This is a genomic window from Nocardia yunnanensis (genome assembly GCF_003626895.1).
Classification (GTDB): domain Bacteria; phylum Actinomycetota; class Actinomycetes; order Mycobacteriales; family Mycobacteriaceae; genus Nocardia; species Nocardia yunnanensis.
In genome coordinates this window covers 1,446,876-1,471,401 of the sequence record NZ_CP032568.1, presented here as the reverse complement: position 1 = coordinate 1,471,401, position 24,526 = coordinate 1,446,876, and the positions used below count along the sequence as shown (strand labels likewise).

Genomic DNA, 24,526 nt, shown 5'->3' with positions numbered 1-24,526 from the left:
GCAGCCCTGCAAGCTCGATTCTTCCCTCCTCCGCCCCTCCAAGGCGCAGGTCTATGGAGCCGTTCGCTCCCCCGCTCCGTCAGTCCAGAATCGAGCCGGGCTGCGAACCACCGAGGCCAAGCGACGGAGAGCGCGTGAGTTGCTCGCCGAATCGGTTGCGGCGCTCCGAATTTGGACTAAACGCTGTTCACTGAATCTGCCACAGGCTAGTGCACCCTGTGCCAGGGTGGGGTGCGTGGAGGACATCGACCTGACCGATCTCGATCGCTTCGCGCACGGGTTTCCGCACGCGGTCTTCGATCACCTTCGCGAGCGACAGCCGGTGTGGTGGCATCCGCCCACCGCGCACACCCCCGACGGGGAGGGGTTCTGGGTGCTGAGCCGGTACGCGGACATCGTTGCCGTGGCCGGGGATTCGTCGACCTACTCCTCCGAGAGCGGTGGAAACCGCAGCGGCGGGGGCACGCTCATCGAGGATCTGCCCGCGGACTGGGCGGTCGGGGTGCTGCTGAACATGATGGACGATCCGCGGCACGCGGGCGTGCGCAAGCTGCTCATGCCCAGCGTCGCGCCGCGCACCCTGAAACTCATCGAGGACGATCTGCGGCAGCGGGCCGAGATACTGGTGGACACCGCGCTGGAGCAAGGCGAGTGCGATTTCCTGCTCGACCTCGCGGCCGAGCTCCCGTTGCAGGCGGTCGCGCAGCTGCTCGGGGTGCCGCAGGCCGATCGGCATCAGCTGTTCGGATGGGCCAATGTCGCATTGGATTACGACGATCGGGAGCTGGGTGAGGCCACCGCGCGCACCCGGCAGGCCGTGGCCGAGACCCGGGCCTACGGGGCGAAACTGTTCGCCGCCAAGGCCACCGATCCGGGCGACGATCTGATGTCGCTGGTCGTGCACGCCGACGTCGACGGGCGGCCGCTCACCGAGATGGAGCAGGCCATGCTGTTCAGCCTGCTCATCGCGGCGGGCAGTGAGACCACGCGCAATTCGATCGCGGTCGGCATGCTCGCGCTCATCGAACGCCCCGAGGTGTGGCGGTCGTTGCGCGCGGACCGCTCCCAACTCGACGGGGCCGTCGAGGAAATGCTGCGCTGGGCCTCCTCCACCTCCTACAACCGCCGCACCGCCACCCGCGACACCGTGCTCGGCGGACAGCGAATCCGGGCCGGGGACAAGGTGACCCTGTGGTGGACCTCCGCCAATCGCGACGCGACCGTCTTCACCGACCCGCACCGCTTCGACATCGGGCGACGGCCCAACCCGCATCTGGCCTTCGGACGCGGCGGGCATTTCTGCCTCGGCTCCAACCTGGCCCGCATGGAAATGCGCGTGCTGTTCGGGACGCTGCTCGATCGAGTCGGCGGCGCCGAGCTGACCGGGGCCGTGGAATACACCCGCAGCAACAAGCACACCGGAGTGCGGCACCTGCCGGTCCGGCTCTCGGGCGTCGGTGACTGACGGCTAATTCGACGGCAGCGTGGGTTTCAACGCGGCCGCACTGCGAATGCGGGCCGCCCCCCACCACAGGCCCGCGCCGTAGGCCACATCGTCGAGTCGTTTACACAGCACGTAGCGGGCCGGATCCAGGCTGCCCGGCTCCCGGTGAGTGAACCAGTCCGCCAAGCCCTCCGCCATGGCCAGGGTGATCGCGATATGCCGGACCCGCCGCGAACACAGCATGCCCAGCAGCGTGATCGGCCAATAGTGGCGGGACATGGCCGAAGCCAGCCGCCACACCCCGCCGGTGAAACCGCGAGTCATATAGATGGCGGCCACCCGGGTCGGATTGTCGAGGCCGGCGAAGACCCGGCGCAACCGGATCATGGTCGCGCCCAAGGTCAGCAGACCGCCGACGATGCCCCAGCTCGACAGCGTGCCCAGCAGCAACGCCGCCACCCCGGTCCAGATCGGCAGCGACAGCGGGGCCGCCAGACCCGGATGCCGCTGCGCCAGCGGAGCCACGCCGGTGCCGTGAGTGACCTTGTGCGCGAACCACTTTCGCAGCGACACCGGATTGCTGTGCGCGACCCGGGCGGCGGGTTCGTAGCGCAACCGCCAACCCGCCCGATCCAGCCGCCAGCACAGATCGACGTCCCCGCCCGCCGCCATCGACTCGTCGAAGCCGCCCTCGGCCAGCAACGCCAGCCGGCGCACCAGCACCGCCGAACTCGGCACGTACGGCACCGGGCCGTGCGCGTGCACCGCCGACTCGCGGCGGCCGCGATGCACCGAACCGCGGGTGTGCTCGTAGCGGGCCAGCAGCGTGGAGTCCGGATCCATGGCCAGAATGCGCGGGGCCACCAGCGCCACCTTCGGATCGCTGAAATGACCCAGCATGACCTCCAGCCAGCCGGTGCGCGGCACCACCTCCGGATCCAGGAAGGCCACGAATTCGGTTGCCGCGGCGCGCAATCCGAAATTGCGGGCGGCCGCCGCCCCGTGCCGCCGGTCGCGGCGCAGCACCGTGATGCGGCAGCGATTGCCGCGCTGCTCCGGAATCCGCACCGGCCGATCCGAGCCGTCGTCCACCACGATCACCGTGTGACCGCGCAGCGCCGACAACAGTCGCGACAGCTCGGGCGCATTGTTGTGCACCGGCACGATCACGGTGACGTCCTCCAGCGACGGCAGCAACCGCGGACGCGGATTGGCCACACCGGAATCCAGAAGACGTCTGGCAACCCGAGCCGACGCGGGGTCGGTCACCTCGAGGTAGCCGTCACCGATCAAGGCCGCAGCTTCCGGCGCGAGCCGTAGCAACCTCGTCGGCGTGCCGCCGACCAGGAGCCGTCCACCGGAATAAGTGCGCACCTTGGGATCGATTCGCACCCCGAAACCATCGGGAAGGCGATCATGGCGCATTCCCGAATGCTAAGTCAGCACACGACTGGCAATGATGATTGCCACGCACTCAGAGTGAATTTGCCTCCGCTTCGCCGCAGCGCGCTCGCGGCGCTGGAGCGCTGGATTCTTGCCTGCTCGCTCTTCACTCTGCCTCGCGGTGGCAGCCGATCTATCCGCGTCACCGCTGCGAATCGAGCGCTCGATTGACCCCGCTCGCGCTGCGAAACACTGTGTTTCGGCATCATCGAGTCAGAGCCGCAAAGGGTCGCTCTCACGCATCGGACCGTAGCCCGACTGGTGAGGTCGTGATCCCTCTACACTGCGGGAGGTTAAATCGGGCAGTTGAACAGGCAGGGGACGGAAATCCGTGCCCGTGGTGGTCGAGGCGGTATGGGAGTCGGGCGCATGCAGACAGGCGGGGGCGGTAACACCCTCTCGGAATCCGAGATCGTCGAGGCCGCGCTGCGCGTGGTCCGGCAGGACGGCGTGGAGAAGCTGTCGATGCGGCGGCTGTCGCGCGAACTCGGAGTTTCGCCGATGGCTCCCTATTACTACGTGGCCGACAAGCGCGAGCTACTCGATCTGGTCGCGACCGCCGCGCTGACCGGCGTCCGCAAGCCGCCCCTCGAATTCGGCACGTGGCAAATGCGTTTGCGCGATCTGATCGACCAGATCGACGAAAAATTGCGCAAGCACCCGGGTCTCGGCGATGTGCTGATCGAGCAGATGCTCGGCAAACAGCTGGATCTCATCGCCGCCGTGATGGAAATCCTCTTCGACGCCGGATTCGACGAGCGCAATGTGCTCTCCGCCTACGCGACCATCCACACCTATCTGTTCGGGCGCTCGAAGGTGAACCCGCGCGATCGCAACGCGCTGCTGGATCGAGTGCTGCCCGAGGCGGTCGAACGCGCCACCAAACATCTGGCCGATCTGCGCGGCAGATACTCCTACGACTTCTCGATGGACGTACTGATCGCGGGCCTCGAGGCTCAGCTTGTCCGGCAGCGTGACGGCCACGTATAGTGAAACTAGAACACGTTCTAGTTTCGGTGAGAGGAAAACATGACCACCGTCGACGTACCGCACAGCTCGCGATCGGCCGTGCTGCGGGTATCCGCGGTCATCAACGAGACGGCCGACTCCTGCTCGCTGGTATTCGACGTGCCCGAAGACCTGCGTGAGCGCTTCAGCTACCAGCCCGGCCAGTTCCTGACCCTGCGCATCCCCAGCGAGCTGACCGGCTCCGTCGCCCGCTGCTACTCGCTGGCCAGCTCACCCCACACCGACGACAAGCCCAAGGTGACCGTCAAGCGCACCGTCGACGGGTATGCCTCGAACTGGGTGTGCGACAACGTGAAAGCCGGCGACACCCTCGAAGTACTGCCCCCGTCCGGCGTTTTCACACCCAAGAACCTCGACGCGGATCTGCTGCTGTTCGCGGCGGGCAGCGGTATCACCCCGGTGATGTCCATCCTCAAGTCGGCGCTCGCGCGCGGCGGCGGGCGCATCGTGGTGGTCTACGCCAACCGCGATCACGAGGCCGTCATCTTCGCCCGCGAACTGCGCGAGCTCGCCGACAAGCACCCGCAGCGGCTGGTCGTCGTGCACTGGCTCGAACACCTGCAGGGCCTGCCCACCACCGACGCGCTGGCCACCCTCGTCGCGCCCTACACCGCCTACGAGGCGTTCATGTGCGGGCCCAAGCCGTTCATGGATCGCGTCCACGACGCGCTGGGCCAGCTCGGCATGCCGCGCAACCGGACGCACGCCGAGGTCTTCAACTCGCTCTCCGGCGACCCGTTCGCCGAGGTCGCGCCCACCGAGATCAGCGCCGAGGAGGCCGCCGACGCGGCGACCGTCGAAGTGGAACTGGACGGCCAGACCCACGAAATCCCTTGGCCGCGTAGCCAGACGCTCGTCGACATCATGCTGTCCAAGGGTCTCGACGTGCCCTACTCCTGCCTCGAGGGCGAATGCGGCTCCTGCGCCTGCACCGTCCTCGAGGGCGAAGTCGCCATGGAGAACGCGGAAATCCTCGACCCCGAGGACATCGCCAACGGCTACATCCTCGGCTGCCAGGCCCGCCCGGTCACCGACCACCTGAAGATCCAGTTCTGACGCCGACGAAACCACAGTGTGGCCGCCGCGTTGTCACGCGGCGGCCACGCTGTTTGCTGAGGACCGGGAGCCAGAGCCCTGAGCTGGCGGCCGAGGCTAGAGAGCCAGGGGTGGTGAGGGCCCGAGACCCGGGAGGCGGGGGCTGTGGGCCCCGACGCTCGGGGCTCAGGGCCGGAGACCCGGCAGGATCTGGAGCTGGGAGCCGGAGGCTCGGGGGTTCGGGGGGGTGAAACCCCCCTGAGAGCCACCGAGAGTTGGTGCTAGTACGCCGAGAAGACGTTGTCGATGGAGCCGTAGCGGTGGGCGGCGTAGTTGCAGGCTGCCGCGATGTTGGCGACCGGGTCGTAGATGTCCCAGGAGGTGCCGTCGACGTGGAACGCCTGGAAGGTCGGGTCGATGACCTGGAGCAGGCCCTTGGACGGGATGCCGGCGGCGGCATTCGAGTCGTAGAGGTTGATGGCCTGCGGGTTACCGCCGGACTCGCGCTGGATATTGCGGAAGATGCCGTCGTAGCTGCCCGGGATGCCGTGCTGGTTCATCACGTACAGGGCATTCTTGATCCAGCCGTCCAGATCATTGCCGAACTGCGGCGGCAGCAGCTGGTTGAACGGCGCGGGCAGACCCTCGACCCACTGCCGGATCTGATCCTGCTGCGGCGCGGGCAGGCCGGCGTCGACCTGGACGGCCTGCTGCTGAATCTGCTGGGCCGTGCCCTGGAACTCGGGCGGGACACCGTTGATGGCATCGGCGGCAGCGGCGCCGGAACCGGCGACCACGGCCGTGACAGCCAGGGCGAGGGCGGCGACGCCGGTGGCGGCCTTGGCGGGGACGTGCTGGGAGAACAGTTTTCTGGGCATGGCGTTATGGGGGCAGCGCTGACCACGGCGGGTGTCCCGGAGGCACCCGCCGACGCACTGCGTGGATCGAGATGTGCAAGGTGGGGGAACGGAATTCGGGAGACTTCCCAGCTATCACCGTTCGGGCACGCTCTCGCCGGACTGCGGCGGTCTCCGCGTGTGGGGGTCCCGCTCGTTTCGAGCAGGTATCGGCCGTCGCCGACTGATCACAGACTGGTCTCGCAAAGTGAACGTAAACTTAACGCACGATGAACAGTTGTTGCTAACCTGCCGAGCGGTATGTCACAGCAATCCGGCAGCGTGAAGCGGCGAACCGATTCGACGCCGCCAGCGAGGCGAAATCAGCGCTGCGCGCGGTAATGCGCACGCCGCTCGGCGGCGAGTTGCTCGGTCGCGTAACTCAGCGCGGTGCGGCCCATATTCGCCGCGTGCGCGTCCAGAAATCCGGCGAGAATCGCCGGGTCCACCCGTTTGCCGATCTCCCGCAGCATCCAGCCGACCGCCTTCTGAATCAGATCGCGGCGATCCGGCAGCAGCAGCTCGCACAGCGCGAGCGTGGTGGCGGTATCCCCCCGCTTGATGAACGCGAATGTGGTGAGCAGCGCCACCCGCCGATGCCACAGCGAATCCGATGCCGCCAATTCGAACAGCGGATCGCGCGGCCGCTCCAGAAACCAGGGGCCCAGCACGAACTCTGCCGACGCGTCCACCAGATCCCAGTTGTTCACTCGCCCGCGCGACACCGCGGCCGAATACAACTCGACGATCTCCCGCTGCCGCGCCTCACCCCCGCGTGTGCGCGACGCCTTCGCCATCTCCCCATTGAGAATCACCAAACCGGCCAGCCGATGCTCGTGCACCGGCGAGTCGAGCAGTTCGTCGATCTCCGAAAGGGGCATGCCGGCAAACCGTTTCACGGCCTTCCGGGTCTGCGGAACCCGGACGCCGATAAAAACGTCACCTTCCCCGTACTCCCCCGGCCCCGTCTTGAAAAACCGCTGCAGATGCACCGCATCGGCCGGATCCGCGAGCGACGCCAATTCGGCCCGCACCGCCGCGGCGGTCAGCCGATTCGCCGGCACGCCGGTATCCGTCATCGCGCCTCCCGCGTCGGTGTCCGAGGACCTTTCGACGGCATCCTGAAGCCCGGCTACGGCTTCACATCGTTCGTCAGGTACGCGGCGAACTTTCCGCCGCGGCCTGTAACAGCACCTCGCCGAATTTCCGCATGTGGTCGGCGCCCCCGTACCAGGCGGCCACCAAATCGACCGCGGCCGTGCGGGTGCGGCGGGCGATCGCGGCGAATTCCGCGACGGTGATCTCCCCGGACTCGGCGGCGGCCGCGGCCCGATCCAGATCGTGGCTGGCCGTCAGCAGGCGCATGATGTGGTGCAGGTCGACGCTGGCCTCGCTGGTGCGGAACTCGGCGGCCTTGTTCTCGACCGGCTGCTTCGCGGCCGGATTCGCCTCGGCGGCCGCACTTTCCGCGGCGGGAGCCGACTCGTGTTGCGCCACAGCGGGTTCCGGCGCCGCGCGGCGACGCGAGGGAGCGGGCGCGGGGCGCGCGGCCGAAACCGGTTCGTCCTCGGCGCCTTCGCGCAGCGAGGCGGCGATCGCCTCCATCTGATCCAGCCGGGCCGGGCGGGCAGGTGGCTCCGGATCCGGGGCGTAGCGGCGATTGGTCGGGGGCTCGAGGTCGAGCGCCGGGCTCGCGCCGAACACATCCTCGTTCGCCTCGGCGCGGCGGCCGTAGGACGAGCCGTTGACGCCCGGGCGCACGAGCGGGTCGTCGTCCTCGACCGCGGGCGCGTAGGCGTCGCTGTCGGGCATGGAACGGGCGTAGAGCGAGCCGTTGGTGACCGCGGACCCGCCGAACGACTCCGACTGGATCGCGGCGAACGGCTCACCGTCGGCCGCCAGCCGCGCCGCCACCGCCTCCGGATCGGCGGTGCGCTGCGGCAGATCCGGCGCCAGCCGCCGCGACAGGCCCTCGGATTCCGGTGTGGCGCGCAGGGTTACGGGCGCGGAGGACCACTGCACCGCCTGCGGGTCGTGGCCGTTGCGCCCCAGCCCGGTATCGATGCCGGTCAGCACCGGATTCGGCGAGGTGCCCGGCGTCGGGGAGTCCGGATGGGTGAGGCGGTAGCCCGGCTGGCGCGCGGGGCGCGAATCTCCCGGACCGGCAGTGAAATCGGCATCCATGGCCGCCATTCTTACCGGGCCGGGCCACCGGGTGCGAGTCGGGCCGTACCCGAGACGGCCAGGCCGGCCGGTGAAACCAATGCACCGGCAAGGGTATTGGGGGATTGACAGGACCCGGCGATCTCAGCCCAGATGACTCATGCCCGCCGCCACCACCTGCGCCACATTCATGATCTCGTCGGTGGTCGGCAGCGGCACCCCGTCGAGCGCGTGCAGCCGATCCGTGCTCGAAATGGCCAGCATCGCCGACACCCACGCCGCCGCGCAGGCCCGCAGCGTCCCCGGCTGCACCGGGCCCGGCGCACTCGCCGCCAGCACCCGCGCCGTCGCGTCCAGCAACTGATCACGCATGCGGCGCAATTGCTTCCGCACATCCGGGTGGGTATCGGCCTCGCGCCACATGATCACCCGCAACACCGAGGAGCGATTGTCGCGCAGGTTCAGCGCGGCATCCATATTGACCAGAGTCTTAGCCGGATCGCCCGGCACCACCACCGATTCGATGTCGTCGATCGGCGGCGAGGGCACGCGTTCGGCCATGAGCGCCGACAGAATCGCGTCCTTGGTCGGGAAGTAGTAGAACACCAGGCCCTTGGGGACCCCGGCCGCGTCGGCGATGGTCGCGGTGGGCGTCGCGTCGAATCCATTGGCCGCGAAAAGCCTTTCGGCGGCGTCCAGGATGAGCTGGCGAGCGTCCCCATCGACCTTCTTGCTGCGGCGACGCCCCACCCGGCGCGGCGCGGGTCCCGCATTCGCTGGTGTGGGCACTGCTCGACTTCCTCCTCACGCTTCGAAGCGGAGGCTGCCGCCACCGGTCGGGCGGACGTTGGGAACAAGCATATCCCGCGAGCGCGCCGGCCTCGATTCCTCACCCGGGGACCGGGGCGACCGAGGCCGGCGTCTCGTACCGGTCAGTGCGCGGCCGCACCGAAACGACCCGCAACCTCGGGCATTTCGGCCAATGCGACCACCACGGTCAACGCACCCACGATCCACGCGACCCAGGACGCGTTGTTGTAGGCGTGGAAGTTCATCACCCACGGGGAGATGAACATCAGGACGCCGAGCACACCGAGCGCGCGGCCGGTCCAGGCGGCGGCCCGATCCGCCATCTGCGACAGGCCCGCGAGTGCGATCAGCACGCCGAGCACCACGAGGGTCCACAGTGCGCGATTGCTGTGCGCCACCCAGATGGGGGACAGCGCGGCGACGGCGCCGAGCACGACGGTTACGGCCTGCTCCGCGCGACTCACGGTGAACATGGAATGCCTCCTTCGAAAGGCGAGAAAATATGTTCTGCTTTCGTTGTATTCCTGATTGACCGCCCGATCAATCAATGCCCGGACACGCTTCGGCCGCAGTTCGGGTGTGAGCGGCGACACATCCGTGCGCGACTTGGCGAACCGCTATGGTGAGCACATGTCGGAGTCGGTAGAACACGTTCTAATTGTTGGTGCGGGGCTGGCGGGCCTGCGCGCCGCCGAAGAACTGCGACGTGGGGGTTACACCGGCGAGCTGACGCTGCTCGGCGACGAGAACCGCGCGCCCTACGATCGGCCGCCGCTGTCCAAGCAGTACGTGCGCGGCGAGACCGACGACACCGCGCTGCGGCCCGCCGAGTTCTACGACGAGCAGCGCATCACGCTGCGGCTCGGCGCCACCGCCACCGGCGTCGACACCACCGCCCGGCGGGTCCGGCTCGCCGACGGCAGCGACCTCGGCTACGACGCCCTGGTGATCGCCACCGGGCTGCGGCCGCGGCGCATTCCGGGACTGCCGGAGGTCTCCGGCGTGCACGTGCTGCGCTCGCACGCCGATGCCGCCGGACTGCGCGCGCACCTCGGCAGCGCGCGGCAGGCGGTCATCGTGGGAGCCGGGTTCATCGGCTGCGAACTCGCGGCGAGTTTCCGGTCCCGCGGCCTGGCGGTGACCATCGTCGAACCGCAGCCCACTCCCCTGTATGCCGCGCTCGGGGCGGCGGTCGGGGCGCTCGTGACCCGGCTGCACGAGTCCGAGGGCGTCGAGGTGCGGTGTGGGACGGGCGTGGAATCGCTTGTCACCGAGGGGGACTCGGTCATCGGCGTGCGATTGGCCGACGGAACGCGGATCGATGCCGACCTGGTGGTCATCGGAATCGGCTCGGTGCCCGCCGCCGACTGGCTCGCGGATTCCGGCATCCCGCTCGCGGCGCCGGCCGACGGCGGCGGCGTGCTCACCGATGAGACCGGGCGCACCACGGTGCCCGGGGTGTGGGCCGTCGGCGACGTCGCCGCGTGGCCGCACGCCGCCGGCCGCAACAAGCGGGTGGAGCACTGGACCAATGCCGGTGAGCAGGCCCGGATCCTGGCCGCCGCACTGCTGGGCGGCGAACCGGCGGGCGAGACCCAGGTGCCGTATGTGTGGAGCGACCAGTACGACATGAAGATTCAGGTCCTCGGCCTGCCCGGGCTGGCCGACGAGATCCGGATCGTCGAGGACAGGGGCCGCAAGTTCCTCGCGCACTACCTGCGCGCGGGCGAGCTGGTCGCCGTCGTCGGCGCGAGCATGGTCGGCAAGGTCATGAAGGCGCGCGCCGAACTCGCCGCCAACCTGCGGCCGCGCGCGGACATCTCCTAGCGATCGCCGCTTTCGCACCTTTTCGACCCGCGGTTCGCGGCCGGGCGGGGGCTTTCATTACCGTGACTGGTGTGATCGTCGCGCTCATCGACTCCGGACTGGGACTGCTGCCCACGGCCGCCTGGTTGCGGAAGCTGCGGCCCGATCTCGATCTGCTGCTGCTCAACGACCCTGACGGCGCGCCGTGGGGGCCGAAACCGGAGCAGTGGGTCGTCGACCGGGTGCTGGACATTGCCCGCCTCGCGCTCGACTCGGGCGCGGAAGTCATTGTGCTGCCGTGCAATACGGCCAGCGTCACCGCCCTCGAACACGTGCGCGCCATGGTCGGTCCGGACGTGCCGGTGATCGGGACCGTGCCCGCCATCAAGCCCGCCGCCGCCGCTTGCCGCAAGGTTGCGGTGTGGGCGACCGCGGCCACCACCGCCAGCGCCTATCAGGCCGACCTGATCGCCCGCTTCGGCGGCGCGGCCGATATCACCGGCGTCGCCTGCCACGGCCTGGCCGACGCCATCGACCGCGGCGATCTGCCCGCCATCGCCGAGGCCATCGCCGACGCGGCCGCCCGCACCCCCGCCGACACCGAGGGCATCGTGCTCGGCTGCACCCACTACCCGCTCGTCCTCGACGACATCCTCGCCGCCCTGCCCGCCGGCGTGCGCGTGTTCGACAGCGCCGAAGCCGTCGCGGGCCAGACCCTGCGCCGCATGGACGCCCTGGGCCGGCCCACCGCCGGCAGCGGCGCCGTCCGCGTCATGAGCAGCGGGCGGCCGGGCGAATTGCCTTCCGCCGCAGCCGCTTTCGAATCCGCTCGGATACTCGGCGCGCTCCCCGCGTCGAGCGAGGTCACCACCGCACCGCGGCACTGACGTTTGATCCCGGCCGAACCGGGCAGGTCTGCGTCATGACCACGGAAGAAGAACGGATCCACCAGGAATCGGCCCGTCAGGACGACCGCCCCCTGACCGACGAGCCCGAGGTGACCGACGAACACCGAGACCAAGCCCACGACATGGCCGAAACCTACAAGGACGACCGGCCGCTCACCGTGCTGCCCGGCAGCGACGGCATGGTCACCGGCACCGCCGTCACCGACTGGATTGACGAGGACGGCAACCCCACCCACGAATCCCCGGACACGCCTTGACCCACCCGCTCGACGCCGGCGGCCGCGCCCGGGAAAGGCGAAAGGGCCGCTCCCCCAAGGGGAACGGCCCTTTCAGTAAGAGCTAGGTCTTACTTGATGATCTTGGTGACGCGACCGGCACCGACGGTGCGGCCACCCTCACGGATCGCGAAACGCAGGCCCTCGTCCATGGCGACCGGCTGGATGAGCTTGACGCTCATCTCGGTGTTGTCGCCCGGCATGACCATCTCGGTGCCCTCGGGGAGGGTCACGACGCCGGTCACGTCGGTGGTGCGGAAGTAGAACTGCGGGCGGTAGTTGTTGAAGAACGGGGTGTGGCGGCCGCCCTCGTCCTTCGACAGGATGTACGCCTGGCCCTCGAACTCGGTGTGCGGGGTCGTGGTGCCCGGCTTGATGACAACCTGGCCACGCTCGACATCTTCGCGCTTGATGCCACGGACCAGCAGACCGACGTTGTCGCCCGCCTGGCCGTTGTCCAGCAGCTTGCGGAACATCTCGATGCCGGTGATGGTGGTCTTGGTGACCTTCTCGCGGATGCCGACGATCTCGACTTCCTCGTTCACGTTGATGATGCCACGCTCGATACGACCGGTGACGACGGTGCCACGACCGGTGATCGTGAAGACGTCCTCGATCGGCATCAGGAACGGCTTGTCGGTCTCACGGACCGGGTCCGGGATCGACTCGTCGACGGCGTTCATCAGCTCGAGCACCGACTCGGTCCACTTCGGGTCGCCCTCGAGCGCCTTCAGGCCGGAGACGCGCACGACGGGGGCATCCTCGTCGAACTCCTGCGAGGCCAGCAGCTCGCGGACCTCCATCTCGACGAGCTCGAGGATTTCCTCGTCGTCGACCATGTCGGCCTTGTTCAGGGCGACCAGGATGTAAGGAACGCCGACCTGGCGGGCGAGCAGCACGTGCTCACGGGTCTGCGGCATCGGGCCGTCGGTGGCGGCCACGACCAGGATCGCGCCGTCCATCTGGGCGGCACCGGTGATCATGTTCTTGATGTAGTCCGCGTGGCCCGGGGCGTCGACGTGCGCGTAGTGGCGCTTCTCGGTCTGGTACTCGACGTGGGAGATGTTGATCGTGATACCACGAGCCTTCTCCTCCGGAGCCTTGTCGATCTGGTCGAACGCGAAGGCCGCGTTCAGGTCCGGGTACTTGTCAGCCAGCACCTTGGTGATCGCCGCCGTCAGCGTGGTCTTGCCGTGGTCGACGTGACCAATGGTGCCGATGTTGACGTGGGGCTTCGTCCGCTCGAACTTCGCCTTCGCCACTGTTGTCCTCCTGGACTAGTTAGTGCGTGCTTTTTGCAGCAGTGCGGTTTGTATTACTGGGGGTCGATCGACGACCACTCGGGACGGATTCTCGCAAACCCGCCCCGACAGCGATTTACTCGCCGGTCGCCTTGGCGATGATCTCCTTCGACACGTTGGCCGGAACCTCCGCGTACGAATTGAACACCATCGAGAAGTTCGCCCGGCCCTGGGTCTTCGACCGCAGGTCACCGATGTAGCCGAACATCTCCGAGAGCGGAACCAGCGCCTTGACGACACGGGCACCACTGCGTTCCTCCATGGCCTGGATCTGGCCACGGCGGGAGTTCAGGTCGCCGATCACTTCGCCCATGTAGTCCTCGGGCGTGGTGACCTCGACCGCCATCAGCGGCTCGAGGATCACCGGACCGGCCTTGCGGGCCGCTTCCTTGAGGGCCATCGCGCCGGCGATCTTGAACGCCATTTCCGAGGAGTCGACCTCGTGGTAGGCGCCGTCGAGCAGCGAAGCCTTCACGTTCACCAGCGGGAAGCCGGCGAGCACGCCGTACTGCATGGCGTCCTGGATGCCCGCGTCGACCGAGGGGATGTACTCACGCGGAACGCGGCCACCGGTGACCTTGTTCTCGAACTCGTAAGTAGCGCCGTCCTCGGCGTCGACCAGCGGCGCGAGAGCGATGATGACACGGGCGAACTGGCCCGAACCACCGGTCTGCTTCTTGTGGGTGTACTCGTACTTGTCCACCGTCTTGGTGAGGGTCTCACGGTAGGCCACCTGCGGCTTACCGATATTGGCCTCGACCTTGAACTCGCGCTTCATGCGGTCGACGTAGATGTCGAGCTGGAGCTCGCCCATGCCGCCGATGACGGTCTGGCCGGTCTCCTGATCCAGCTTCACGTTGAAGGTGGGGTCCTCCTCCGCGAACTTCTGGATGGCGGTGCCCAGCTTCTCCTGGTCGGCCTTGGTCTTCGGCTCGATGGCCACCTCGATGACCGGATCCGGGAAGGTCATGGACTCCAGCACGATCTGGTTCTGCGGATCGCACAGGGTGTCACCCGTGGTGGTGTCCTTCAGACCGATGACCGCGTAGATGTGGCCGGCCACGGCCTCGGGAACCGGGTTCTCCTTGTTGGAGTGCATCTGGAACAGCTTGCCCAGACGCTCCTTCTTGCCCTTGGTCGCGTTGATGACCTGGGCGCCGGAGTCGACCTTGCCGGAGTACACACGGACGTAGGTCAGCTTGCCGAAGAACGGGTGGGTCGCGATCTTGAACGCCAGCGCCGCGAAAGGCTCGTCCGAGGACGGCTTCCGGGTCAGCACCTCGTCCTCCTTGCCGGGCACGTGGCCCTGCACGGACTCGACGTTCAGGGGCGACGGCAGGTAGTCGACGACCGCGTCGAGCATGGGCTGAACGCCCTTGTTCTTGAACGCGGAGCCGCACAGCACCGGGTACAGCTCGGAGTTGACGGTCATCTTGCGAATCGCGCCCTTGATCTCCTCGACCGAGAGCTCCTCGCCGCCGAAGAACTTCTCCAGCAGCGACTCGTCGGACTCGGCGACGGTCTCGAGCAGTTCCTGGCGGTACATCTCGGCCTGATCCTTGAGATCGGCCGGGATCTCGACGACCTCGTACTGCTCGCCGAGCTTGGTCTCGCCCTTCCAGACCTTGGCATTCATCTCGACCAGGTCGACGATGCCCTCGAAGGTGTCCTCGGCGCCGATCGGCAGCTGGATGACCAGCGGCTTCGCACCCAGACGGTCCTTGATGGTCTGAACGGTGAAGTAGAAGTCAGCGCCCAGCTTGTCCATCTTGTTGACGAAGCAGATACGCGGCACGTCGTACTTGTCGGCCTGACGCCAGACCTGCTCGGACTGCGGCTCGACGCCTTCCTTGCCGTCGAACACCGCGACGGCGCCATCGAGCACGCGCAGCGAACGCTCCACCTCGACGGTGAAGTCGACGTGGCCGGGGGTGTCGATGATGTTGATCTGGTTGTCGTTCCAGTAACAGGTCGTCGCGGCGGACGTGATGGTGATGCCGCGTTCCTGCTCCTGCGCCATCCAGTCCATGGTGGCGGCGCCATCGTGCACTTCACCGATCTTGTACGTGATACCGGTGTAGAACAGGATGCGTTCGGTGGTGGTGGTCTTGCCCGCATCGATGTGGGCCATGATGCCGATGTTGCGGACCTTGTTCAGGTCGGTGAGCACTTCCTGTGCCACGGAAACTTCCCCGCTCGTAGCTAGTTGGGATTCAACGGGATGGGCCTCGGGGTTCTCCGAGAGCCCTCGGTGTCAACGTCGGGCGCGACGCGTAAGTGCCTCGCTTGCAGCAGCTCGGCGGTCGCGCCCGACATGTGACTCGTCTCCCGGCACTTCCGAACGGAGGGCCGGGCCACAGGTCACCAGCGGTAGTGCGCGAAGGCCCGGTTCGACTCGGCCATCTTGTGGGTGTCCTCACGGCGCTTCACCGAAGCACCGAGACCGTTGCTGGCGTCCAGCAGCTCGTTGGCCAGACGCTCGACCATGGTCTTCTCGCGACGAGCGCGGGAGTAGTTGACCAGCCAGCGCAGCGCGAGGGTGTTGGCGCGGCCCGGACGGACCTCGACCGGCACCTGGTAGGTGGCGCCACCGACACGACGGGGCTTGACCTCGAGGGCGGGCTTGACGTTGTCCAGCGCGCGCTTGAGGGTGACGACCGGATCGGTGCCGGTCTTCTCGCGGGCCTGCTCGAGGGCACCGTAGACGATGCGCTCGGCGGTGGACTTCTTGCCGTCCAGCAGGATCTTGTTGACCAGCTGCGTCACCAGCGGGGAGCCGTAGACCGGGTCGTTGATCAGGGGACGCTTGGGAGCGGGACCCTTACGCGGCATTAGCTCTTCTCCTTCTTGGCGCCGTAGCGGCTGCGGGCCTGCTTGCGGTTCTTGACACCCTGGGTGTCGAGCGAACCGCGGATGATCTTGTAGCGCACACCCGGGAGGTCCTTCACACGACCGCCGCGGACGAGCACCATCGAGTGCTCCTGCAGGTTGTGGCCCTCACCGGGGATGTAAGCCGTGACCTCGACCGCGCTGGTCAGGCGAACACGCGCGACCTTACGCAGCGCGGAGTTCGGCTTCTTCGGGGTCGTGGTGTACACGCGGGTGCACACGCCACGACGCTGCGGGCTCCCCTTGAGGGCCGCAGTCTTGGTCTTGGCGACCTTGTCGCGGCGACCCTTGCGGACCAGCTGGTTGATGGTTGGCATAGACCGGCTTTCCTTTTAGTAACCAGGTGTCTGGAACTTCATGTCTTTGTCATTCGAGCTTTCCGCCCAGTTCCCGCGGCATTTCGTCTCCACGAGGTCGGGCGTGTCGTGCGCAGCTCAGAGGCCCAATTCAAGGCACGCTGAAACGGTCAGCCGCTCTCGCTGGCCTACGTACTGCACATCAACTTGCCCGCATGCTCCGGGCACAGCGGTCCACGATACCCGCAGGCTCTATTCGGGGCAAAAGTGGGCCCCTCGAGCGGGGCTGGTAGAGAGCTTATCGAGCCAGGTTCAACGTCAACTCGACCAGCTTGCGCGCCGCATCGCAGGGGTCGGCGTGCTGTGAACCACTCCGATAGTTGACCCACCAGCCGACGATGCCGGTGTCGGCGGCCGGCGCGCTGACACCGCACGAGTCCGGATCGTTGGGCCGGCGGGTTTCGACCGATCGGCGGCCCTGCACGGTTATGTCGTTGCTCACATATTTCAGCCGGTCGTTGTTCTGCTTCTCGTTGGCGAGCGAGCCCTGCTCGTACCAGTTGAGGGTGACCATGCCGCTGCCCGCGCTGCCGCCGGTGAGCTCCCACATGCACACCGCGCCGTTGAACGAGGGCGACACGTACATGTTGTCGCCGACCGCCTTGCCGATGTCGTCGATGGCGACCACGGTGCATTCGCGCAGCAACTTGTCGAAGTTGGTGTTGATGGGCGATTTGCCGCCGGTGCCGGTGGTGCCGCCCGCGGGCAGCGCGGTGCCGGGCACGGTCTTGCCGCAGCCGGCGAGCGCGGCGGTCAGCGCGGCCGCCGTGAGGACGATCGCGACCCTGGATCGGTGTGTCATGCCGCCGCCCCTCATCCCAGCCGCTGCACGGTCAGTTCGGCCATCTTGCGGGTGCGGTCGCAGGGGTTGCCGAGATTGCCGCTGCTGAACGTGCCGTAGGAGATGGACCATTCGAAGAAGTCGTCGTCGAGCTGGACCGCGAGGTCGCAGACGGCGTTGCTGGGGTCCAGCGCCTGGAAGCCCTTCTTGCCGCCGACCTCGATGGTGTCGGGGGTGCGGCCGACGCTGGCCACCCACGCCTTCTCGCGGTCGATGGGGCTGCCGCGGTAGGAGGCGAAAGTGACGCTGGAGGAACTGATCCCGCCGGCCTGCCAGTTGCAGCCGACCGAGTTCTTGAACACCGTGGTGAGCGTCCCGAGCCCACCAAGATCGCGTACCTCGTCGTCGGTGAGGTGACCGCACTCCCCCACGAACGGTCCGAGCGCCGCCACCTTCTGCGGTGGCCGGAAGCTCGGATCGTCGCCGGTGTCCTTCTTTCCCCCACACCCCGACAGCAGCAGCGCGAGGCTCAACCCCGTGACGATCGCCGACGCCATTCGCATGGCCCCGACTCTACTGGGCACCGCGCCTATGAGCCTGACCCACAGCAGCCGAACCTCTTCGGTTCGCGGCGCGTCTCGTTCTGGACTGAGCGGAGCGGAGGAGCGAAGCGGGGGAGCGGAGGGAGGGAAGAACGAGACCTCCAGCGCCGCGAACCCGCCCGGAGCGAAGCGGAGGGCAAATTGGGCGCAGCTCAGAGGTTTCCGCGTGCTTCTTGTTCGCGTTCGATGGCTTGGAAGAGAGCCTTGAAGTTGCCCTTGCCGAAGCCGAGGGAGCCGTGGCGTTCGATGAGTTCGAAGAAGACGGTGGGGCGGTCGGTGATGGGTTTGCAGAAGATCTGCAGGAGGTAGCCGTCCTCGTCGCGGTCGACGAGGATGCCGCGGCGCTGGAGTTCGCCGACGGGGACGCGGACGTGGCCGATGCGGGCGCGCAGTTCCGGGTCCTCGTAGTAGCTGTCGGGGGTGTCGAGGAATTCGATGCCCTCGCGGCGCAAGACGTCGACGGCGGTGAGGATGTCGCCGGTGGCCAGTGCGATGTGCTGGACGCCGGGGCCCTGATAGAACTCGAGGTATTCGTCGATCTGGGAGCGTTTGCGGCTGGGCGCGGGTTCGTTGAGCGGGAACTTGACGCGGTGGTTGCCGTTGGCGACGACCTTGCTCATGAGCGCGGAGTATTCGGTGGCGATGTCGTCGCCGACGAATTCGGCCATGTTCTGAAATCCCATGACGCGCCGGTAGAACTCGACCCATTCGTCCATCCGGCCGAGTTCCACATTGCCGACGACGTGGTCGATGGCCTGGAAGATGCGGACGGGTTGGCCGGCGCGCGGGGCGTAACCGGAGCGGCGGGGCTGATAGCCGGGCAGATACGGCCCGAAGTAGCGGGAGCGGTCGACGAGGGTGTGGCAGGTGTCGCCGTAGGTGGCGATGGCGGCGAGGCGCACGGTGCCGTATTCGTCTGTCTCGTCGTGTGGTTCGACCAGGACGGTGGCGCCCTGCGCCCGGGCGCGGGCGATGCAGCGGTCCACGTCCGGAACCTCGAGCGCGATGTCGACCACACCGTCGCCGTGCCGATCATGGTGTGCGACAAGCGAACTGGCGGGATCGACCGCGCCCTTGACGACGAATCGGGCGCCGCCGCTGCGCAGCACGAACGCCTTGTGGTCGCGATTGCCGGTCTCGGGTCCCGAGTACGCCTCCAGCCGCATGCCGAAGGCGGATTGCAGATAGTGCGCGGTCTGGGTGGCGTTGCCGACCGCCCAGACCACGGCGTCCCAGCCCAGGACGGGGAACGGGTCGGCGGCGGCATCGTGGTCCACCAGGCCGACGAGGCGGCGGAGTTCGTCCTCGCCGGGCAGGTCGCCGGATCGGGTGCGCTGCTGTCCTGCGTCGATGCTCATCTGCCCAGCAGAACTCAGCGATTCGCGACTAGGCAATATCGCCGAATTCCACTGGACACTCTGGTGAATTGCACCACCATCTGGCCACGAGTGCTGGACAATTTGAATAGCAGCGCACGCACGAGCGGAGATCCCGTTCGATTGGAGCAGCGGAGGTTCCGCGATGTCCCGCACGCCCGCCCGCCTGGATGAGCTGGATCTGGCCATCCTCACCGCCATGCACGAGTACCAGAAGGCGGGCATTCTCGAGCTGTCCCGTCGCACCAGGGTCGCGCGCGCGACCGTGCAGTCACGGATCGCGCGCATGGAGGAGGCGGGGGTGATCTCCTCCTATGATCCCCAGATCGATGTCACCGCAGCGGGTTTCGATGTGCAGGCGTTCGTGACGCTGGAGATCGCGCAGGGTGCGCTGGAGGCGGTGGGCGCGGATCTGGAGGCGATTCCGGGCGTGCTGGAGGCGTACGCGACCACCGGTTCGGGTGACGTGCTGTGCCGGATCGGCGCGGATTCGCATGCCGGACTGCAGTCGGTGCTGCTGAGCATCGATCGCACCCATTCGGTGGTGCGCTCGCACAGCGTGGTGGTGCTGTCCACGGTGGTCGCCCAGCGCACGCTGCCGCTGCTGCGCACCCTCACCCCGGCCGGGTCGAGCAAGGCTCCGGCGTACCGGGCAGCGCATTCCTGACTCCGGAAACGCGCTCGCCTCAGCGGCGATCGAGCCGGGTGATGAGCCCGCACACGTGGGCTTCGGCGGCGGCGCGGGCGTCGCCGGGATGCCCGGATTCGAGGGCGTCGAGAATGCGGCGGTGTTCGCGCAGCGCGGTGCTGCGGTTGCGCGGATGCGCCCACAGGTCGCCGCGGTAGAGGTGGGCCTGGGCCTCGAGACGCGCGAGTTCGGCTGCGAGCGTGGCGTTTCCGGCGCGGTCGCGAATGAAGGTGTGGAATTCCAGGTCGAGTTCGGTGTCGCGGGCCGGGTCGGAGTTGTCGCGCAGATGGCGTTCCTGAGTGGTCAGCAGCGCGGTGAGTTTGCCGAGGTCGGATTCGGTGAGGCGGGTGGCGGCGCAGGCGGCGGCGAGCCCGTCGAGGACGGCGCGGACGGCGAGCACCTCGCGAATGCGCGCGTCGTCCACGACGGCGACGCGCGCGCCCGCGTGCGGGACGGTCACGGCCAGGCCCTCGGAGATGAGCTGCTGCACGGCTTCCCGGACCGGGCTGCGGCTGACGCCGAGCCGGGCGGAGAGGGCCAGCACGCTCAGCGGCGCGCCCGGTGCGAGCTCGCCGGACAGGACGAGGTGCCGCAGCTGCCGGTGCACGGTGGGGCCGAGCAGCTCGCCGTCCGGTTCGGTCATCGAGGGTCCCTTCGTGTCGCTTCGAAACTTACCGCTGCGGCCGGTAGTTGGCCCGCACCCGCTGGGTGAGGAAGTCGGCGGCGGTGACGGGCGGGTAGACGCCGCGCGGGCCCTGGATGACGGCGTCGCGGTCGGCCTGGGCGAAGTAGGCGATGCTGTAGCGGTCGCCCTGGTATTCGTCGGGGCCGGGACCGCGCACGCGATGGAAGTTGGACGGCAGCAGATCGTCGCTCCAGCGGGTGAGCATGTCGCCGATATTGCACGTGATCAGCGCGGACGACGGGGTGATGGAGGTCCAGCGCTGATCTTGCATCTCCTTGCCGGGGCAGACCTGCAGGCCGCCTTGGCCGTCGCGCTGGAACAGCAGGGTGAGGCAGTCGAAGTCGGTGTGCGCGCCGGCGCGCCAGCGGCCTGGGACGTCGCGCAGTTCGGCGGGGACGGCGAAGTAGTGCAGCAGCCGCAGGGTGGACTGATATTCGGGGGAGGCCGGGTCGTGGGCAGCGGTGAAATGCTCGCGCGGGAGGCCGAGCCGGTCGGCGAAGCAGGACAGCACCCGCATGGCGACCGTCCAGCAGCGGTGCTCGAAATCCAGGACGGCGGAGGCGAATCCGGGGAGTTCGTCGGCGGCGGGCCACAGTCCGGCCATGTGCGGCCGGGTGATCTGGTAGGACTCCTTCTGGTCGGGGACGCCGATGGACGGCCGGACCTGGCTGAGGCTCTCCCAGCCCGCGTTGTTCGCTTTGACCAGTGGGTATTGCGCCTTCACCGGCTCGGGTAGCGCGAAAAAGGCCGCGGTGCGGGCGAATACGTCGTCGATCTGCTGCTGCGGGATGCCGTGGCCGGAGAGCTGGAAGAAGCCGATCTCGGTGGCGGCGGTCCAGAGCTGGTCGGTGATCTCGGCGCGGCGATCCTCGAAGTCGGTGAGGTCGATGACGCGGATGTCGCGGGTGTCGGTCTCGGAGCCGAGACCGCCCATGCGCTGTTCGCGTGCGACTTCGGACAGATCGTAGTCGGTCGTCATTGGATTTCCTTGTCGATGAATTCGGTGGTGGCCAGGTCCTTGGCGGTGAGTCCGGCCGGAACGGCGGCGCCGCCGCGGCGCAGGATCGGGGTGAAGGCGTCGATGACGCGTTGCACCCGGGCGAGGTCGAAACTGCCTGTGACACCGTCGTTCTCGGGTCCGAAGAGGCCGTTGTCGATGAGGACGCGGGAGCCGTAGGCGGCCAGCTCGGCGCTGTAGGGCGTGAACTTGGGGCTCTTGGCGACGACGTCCACCACGACGTCGTTCACGTGCTTGGGGTCGGCCTTGAATTGCGCGGTGGCCCTTTGGATCATCGGCACCAGCCGTTGCAGGCAGGGCCGCAGTTCGTTCAGCTTGTCGGCGCGGACGGTGACGGTGCGGGCGTAGCCCTCGTAGCCGACATCGCGCAGCAACTGGTAGGCGACCGGCTTGTGCCAGGCGCGCACCTCGTGCTCGTAGACGAAGGGTTCGGAATTCGCGAAACCCTGCTGGGCGAAGGAGGGGTCGGCGACGAAGCGGGACGGCGCGTTGTCGTAGGAGGTGTCGATCTGCTTGGCGTTCAGCAGTCCCCGGTCCACCAGCCAGTCCGGATACAGCTGGCCCTGTGAGACCACCACGGGCGCACCGGATTTCCCGATGTCGGCGATGCCCTTCCAGTCCGGATGGGTGGCGGGATCCCACATGAGCATCTGCGGGCTGTAGCGCAGCAGCGTGGTGACGGCGACGACCGGTTGTTTGCCCGCCGCGGCGATGGCCTGCTCGGAGTGGGTGAGACCCAGGGTGATCGAGGGATCGACGTACATCTGCGAGGGCACGGTCTGGAACCCGATGGCGGGGCCGCCGGCGCGGATCTCGAGCTTGACGCCGGTGTCCTTGCCGTCCACCACCAGCGGCCCGGTGACCTTGCTGTTGTCGGCGTCGACGCGGTAGCCGGGACCGAGCAGGCCGAAGATCGGGCCGGAGTCGGTCTCGGGTTCCCATTGCAGTTGCACGGCGACGGTGGCGGGGCAGACGCCGGCGAGCTGTTGTTCGGGCGGCGCGGCGGGCAGGGCCACGGCGGGTGTGTCGCCGCTGCCGTCGGAGCAGGCCGCGACGGCGATCACCGACAGGGTCGCGAGGATGGCGGCACCGAGCCGCCGACAGGTTTTGGGCATGACTTCTCCACGAAAGGGGCTGTGGGCGTGTGATTTACCGGCCGGAGGCGTGCCAGCGGCCGACGGTGAGCCGCTGCGCGGCGGTGAACAGGGCGAAGACGGCGACGCCGAACAGCGCGGCCAGCACGAGCGCGGCCAGCAGATCCTCCGATTGCAGCCGGGCGCGATAGGTGTCGAGCAGGGTGCCGATGCCGGGTTGTCCCTTGGCGAAGAACATGTCGCCGATGACCGCGCCCGTCACCGACAGCCCGGCGGCGGTGCGCAGGCTCGCCATGATGGACGGCAGCGCGGCGGGCAATTCCAGGGAGACCAAGCGGCGCAGCCGATTCGCGCGACCGAGCGCGAACAGTTCGCGCAGATTGGCGTCCACCGACTGAATCCCGAACAGGGTCATGGCGATGATCGGATGCACCGCGATGAGCACGCACACGATGGTCCGCGCCGTCGGCCCGTACCCGAACCACAGCCCGATCAACGGCACCACGGCCAGCACCGGAATCGCCTGCAACACCACGGCATACGGATACACCACGCGCTCGACCACCTTGGCCTGACTCATCAGCACCCCGACCGCGACACCGAGCACCGCCGCCACCGCCAGCCCGGTCACGGCGATCCGCGCGGTCACCCCGAGCGCCCGCAGCATCGTCTCCAATTTCACTGGATCCGAGAGTGATTCGGTGAACACCCGATGCGGCGGCGGCAACAGGAACCGCCGCTCCGGCGACAGCAGCACCAGCGACACCAGATACCAGGCGCCGAGGGCGAGTCCGGCGGAGACCAGCGGCACCAGCACTGTGCGCAGCATGCGCACCATGAGTGCGCCGACCGCCGAGAGAGCCTTCGCCGCAACCCCTTCGACGCCAGGTGCGCGACCAGCGGCGGTCGCTTTCGACGACGAGTCCGGCGCGGGTTCGGATGGCGGCAACGTTATCCGAACCGCGTCATCCGCGACGGGGGTCGGCGCGAATTCGGATGCGCGGTGACCGACGCCACCTGCGACAGCTCCGGCGCGTGGGGCGGCGGAGTGAGCGGCCATCAGGAGGCTTCTTTCAGGGATGCGGAGACGCGCGCCGCGAGGTCGGTGAAGGCGGGGTCGTAGCGGAGGTCGCGGGTGCGGGGGTAGGGCAGGTCGATGTCGATGACCTCGTGGATGCGGCCGGGGCGGGCGGACATGACCACCACGCGGGAGGCGAGGAAGACGGCCTCGGAGACCGAGTGGGTGATGAACAGGGCGGTGAAGGCGTTGTCGCGGTACAGGCGCAGCAACTCCTCCTGCATGCCCAGCCGGGTGATCTCGTCGAGTGCGCCGAAGGGTTCGTCGAGCAGCATGAGTTCGGGTTCGAGGGCCAGCGCGCGGGCCAGCGAGACCCGCATGCGCATACCGCCGGAGAGCTGGCCGGGGAGTTTGCCCGCGAAATCGGCCAAGCCGACGGCGTCCAGGGCGCGGGTGGCGCGGGTCCGGCGTTCGGCGCGGCCGGTCCCGCGCAGTTCGGCGCACAGTTCCACATTGCGCAGCACCTTGCGCCAGGGCAGCAGGGTGGCGTCCTGGAAGATGAAGCCGACCGAATCGGTGTGCACCGCAACGCTTCCCGAGGTCGGCCGCTCCAGCCCCGCCGCCAGCCGCAGCAACGTGGACTTGCCGCAGCCGGACGGCCCTACCACGGCGACGAATTCGCCACGGTGCACATGCAACTCGATGCCGTCCAGGGCGACGACGCCTCCGGACCCGTTCCCGCCGAATCGTTTTCCGACGTCCGCGAACGAGATCTCCGCAGCAGGTGGAAGTCCCGCAACGCAGCCGGCCGGGGAGCCGAGTGCCGAGTTCCGTGTAGCCACCATGGTCACCTTCTCTCATCAAATTGCGTGCAACTTATGTACTCCTTCAGTGTCGATCAGTTGCATT

At 67.9% G+C, this 24,526-nt stretch carries 25 protein-coding genes; 7 read left to right on the top strand and 18 right to left on the bottom strand.

All coding sequences use genetic code 11. From position 1 onward, the window contains the following. Positions 1–235 precede the first annotated feature (235 nt). A complete protein-coding gene (locus D7D52_RS07045) occupies positions 236–1,465 on the top strand; it encodes a cytochrome P450 (protein WP_425464615.1) in 1,230 nt (409 codons plus the stop codon). A gap of 3 nt (positions 1,466–1,468) precedes the next feature. On the opposite strand, the gene mftF is transcribed toward D7D52_RS07045, so the two are convergent. After that, positions 1,469–2,869 carry a mycofactocin biosynthesis glycosyltransferase MftF gene (gene mftF / locus D7D52_RS07040; protein WP_120735579.1) on the bottom strand — a complete coding sequence of 467 codons (1,401 nt, stop codon included), beginning with the start codon at positions 2,867–2,869 and terminating at the stop codon, positions 1,469–1,471. A 387-nt stretch (positions 2,870–3,256) separates the two neighbouring features. On the opposite strand from mftF, the gene mftR2 reads away from it, so the two are divergent. Together mftR2 and D7D52_RS07030 are read left to right on the top strand one after the other, a co-directional pair. Then, positions 3,257–3,877, top strand: coding sequence for a mycofactocin system transcriptional regulator MftR2 (mftR2, locus tag D7D52_RS07035; protein ID WP_120735578.1), 621 nt, complete (start codon positions 3,257–3,259; stop codon positions 3,875–3,877). Between the two features lie 39 nt (positions 3,878–3,916). Next, positions 3,917–4,972 (top strand): ferredoxin--NADP reductase, encoded by a 1,056-nt coding sequence (locus D7D52_RS07030; RefSeq protein ID WP_120735577.1) that lies wholly within the window; start codon positions 3,917–3,919, stop codon positions 4,970–4,972. Between the two features lie 260 nt (positions 4,973–5,232). Here D7D52_RS07030 and D7D52_RS07025 read toward each other — a convergent pair whose 3' ends face one another. From D7D52_RS07025 to D7D52_RS07005, 5 genes are all read right to left on the bottom strand, one after another. Further along, a complete protein-coding gene (locus D7D52_RS07025) occupies positions 5,233–5,829 on the bottom strand; it encodes a transglycosylase SLT domain-containing protein (RefSeq protein ID WP_120735576.1) in 597 nt (198 codons plus the stop codon). Positions 5,830–6,170: 341 nt separating this feature from the next. Beyond that, on the bottom strand, positions 6,171–6,926 hold the full coding sequence (locus D7D52_RS07020; protein WP_120735575.1) for a DNA alkylation repair protein: 756 nt from the start codon (positions 6,924–6,926) through the stop codon (positions 6,171–6,173). Positions 6,927–6,999: 73 nt separating this feature from the next. Further along, positions 7,000–8,031, bottom strand: a complete 1,032-nt coding sequence (locus D7D52_RS07015) for a hypothetical protein (protein ID WP_162958190.1) — start codon at positions 8,029–8,031, stop codon at positions 7,000–7,002. A 123-nt stretch (positions 8,032–8,154) separates the two neighbouring features. Then, positions 8,155–8,799, bottom strand: coding sequence for a TetR/AcrR family transcriptional regulator (locus D7D52_RS07010; protein ID WP_120735573.1), 645 nt, complete (start codon positions 8,797–8,799; stop codon positions 8,155–8,157). Between the two features lie 143 nt (positions 8,800–8,942). Further along, entirely contained in the window at positions 8,943–9,293 is a 351-nt protein-coding gene (locus D7D52_RS07005) for an SPW repeat domain-containing protein (RefSeq protein ID WP_120735572.1), read from the bottom strand. A gap of 157 nt (positions 9,294–9,450) precedes the next feature. Between D7D52_RS07005 and D7D52_RS07000 the strand changes: the two genes are divergently transcribed. From D7D52_RS07000 to D7D52_RS06990, 3 genes are all read left to right on the top strand, one after another. Further along, positions 9,451–10,647 (top strand): NAD(P)/FAD-dependent oxidoreductase, encoded by a 1,197-nt coding sequence (locus D7D52_RS07000; RefSeq protein WP_120743879.1) that lies wholly within the window; start codon positions 9,451–9,453, stop codon positions 10,645–10,647. A gap of 71 nt (positions 10,648–10,718) precedes the next feature. Continuing rightward, positions 10,719–11,513 (top strand): glutamate racemase, encoded by a 795-nt coding sequence (locus D7D52_RS06995; protein WP_120735571.1) that lies wholly within the window; start codon positions 10,719–10,721, stop codon positions 11,511–11,513. Between the two features lie 35 nt (positions 11,514–11,548). Continuing rightward, complete coding sequence (locus D7D52_RS06990; protein ID WP_120735570.1) at positions 11,549–11,791, top strand: hypothetical protein; 243 nt, start codon at positions 11,549–11,551, stop codon at positions 11,789–11,791. Between the two features lie 89 nt (positions 11,792–11,880). On the opposite strand, the gene tuf is transcribed toward D7D52_RS06990, so the two are convergent. From tuf to hppD, 7 genes are all read right to left on the bottom strand, one after another. Then, positions 11,881–13,071, bottom strand: a complete 1,191-nt coding sequence (gene tuf / locus D7D52_RS06985; RefSeq protein ID WP_120735569.1) for an elongation factor Tu — start codon at positions 13,069–13,071, stop codon at positions 11,881–11,883. A gap of 115 nt (positions 13,072–13,186) precedes the next feature. After that, a complete protein-coding gene (fusA, locus tag D7D52_RS06980) occupies positions 13,187–15,292 on the bottom strand; it encodes an elongation factor G (protein ID WP_120735568.1) in 2,106 nt (701 codons plus the stop codon). 179 nt (positions 15,293–15,471) lie between these two features. Next, positions 15,472–15,942 carry a 30S ribosomal protein S7 gene (rpsG, locus tag D7D52_RS06975; RefSeq protein ID WP_040813378.1) on the bottom strand — a complete coding sequence of 157 codons (471 nt, stop codon included), beginning with the start codon at positions 15,940–15,942 and terminating at the stop codon, positions 15,472–15,474. Further along, on the bottom strand, positions 15,942–16,316 hold the full coding sequence (gene rpsL, locus D7D52_RS06970) for a 30S ribosomal protein S12 (RefSeq protein ID WP_014353064.1): 375 nt from the start codon (positions 16,314–16,316) through the stop codon (positions 15,942–15,944). The genes rpsG and rpsL overlap by 1 nt, the downstream gene beginning before the upstream one ends. A gap of 277 nt (positions 16,317–16,593) precedes the next feature. After that, entirely contained in the window at positions 16,594–17,157 is a 564-nt protein-coding gene (locus D7D52_RS06965; RefSeq protein ID WP_120735567.1) for a DUF3558 domain-containing protein, read from the bottom strand. A gap of 11 nt (positions 17,158–17,168) precedes the next feature. Continuing rightward, positions 17,169–17,699, bottom strand: a complete 531-nt coding sequence (locus tag D7D52_RS06960; protein ID WP_120735566.1) for a DUF3558 domain-containing protein — start codon at positions 17,697–17,699, stop codon at positions 17,169–17,171. Positions 17,700–17,890: 191 nt separating this feature from the next. Then, positions 17,891–19,096 carry a 4-hydroxyphenylpyruvate dioxygenase gene (gene hppD / locus D7D52_RS06955; protein ID WP_120735565.1) on the bottom strand — a complete coding sequence of 402 codons (1,206 nt, stop codon included), beginning with the start codon at positions 19,094–19,096 and terminating at the stop codon, positions 17,891–17,893. A gap of 163 nt (positions 19,097–19,259) precedes the next feature. On the opposite strand from hppD, the gene D7D52_RS06950 reads away from it, so the two are divergent. Next, positions 19,260–19,781, top strand: a complete 522-nt coding sequence (locus tag D7D52_RS06950; RefSeq protein ID WP_120735564.1) for an Lrp/AsnC family transcriptional regulator — start codon at positions 19,260–19,262, stop codon at positions 19,779–19,781. Positions 19,782–19,800: 19 nt separating this feature from the next. Here the strand turns inward: D7D52_RS06950 and D7D52_RS06945 are convergent, their stop codons facing one another. The 5 genes from D7D52_RS06945 to D7D52_RS06925 form a co-directional block, all read right to left on the bottom strand. Beyond that, positions 19,801–20,445 (bottom strand): GntR family transcriptional regulator, encoded by a 645-nt coding sequence (locus D7D52_RS06945; RefSeq protein WP_120735563.1) that lies wholly within the window; start codon positions 20,443–20,445, stop codon positions 19,801–19,803. 28 nt (positions 20,446–20,473) lie between these two features. Further along, a complete protein-coding gene (locus D7D52_RS06940; RefSeq protein WP_120735562.1) occupies positions 20,474–21,466 on the bottom strand; it encodes an isopenicillin N synthase family dioxygenase in 993 nt (330 codons plus the stop codon). Next, the gene (locus D7D52_RS06935; protein ID WP_120735561.1) at positions 21,463–22,620 is read right to left on the bottom strand and encodes a nitrate ABC transporter substrate-binding protein; all 1,158 of its coding nucleotides are present in this window, start codon (positions 22,618–22,620) and stop codon (positions 21,463–21,465) included. Before D7D52_RS06935 ends, D7D52_RS06940 begins: the two co-directional genes overlap by 4 nt. A 34-nt stretch (positions 22,621–22,654) precedes the next feature. Further along, on the bottom strand, positions 22,655–23,437 hold the full coding sequence (locus D7D52_RS06930; RefSeq protein ID WP_425464614.1) for an ABC transporter permease: 783 nt from the start codon (positions 23,435–23,437) through the stop codon (positions 22,655–22,657). Positions 23,438–23,658: 221 nt separating this feature from the next. Beyond that, the gene (locus tag D7D52_RS06925) at positions 23,659–24,390 is read right to left on the bottom strand and encodes an ABC transporter ATP-binding protein (RefSeq protein WP_246023965.1); all 732 of its coding nucleotides are present in this window, start codon (positions 24,388–24,390) and stop codon (positions 23,659–23,661) included. Positions 24,391–24,526: the final 136 nt, after the last annotated feature.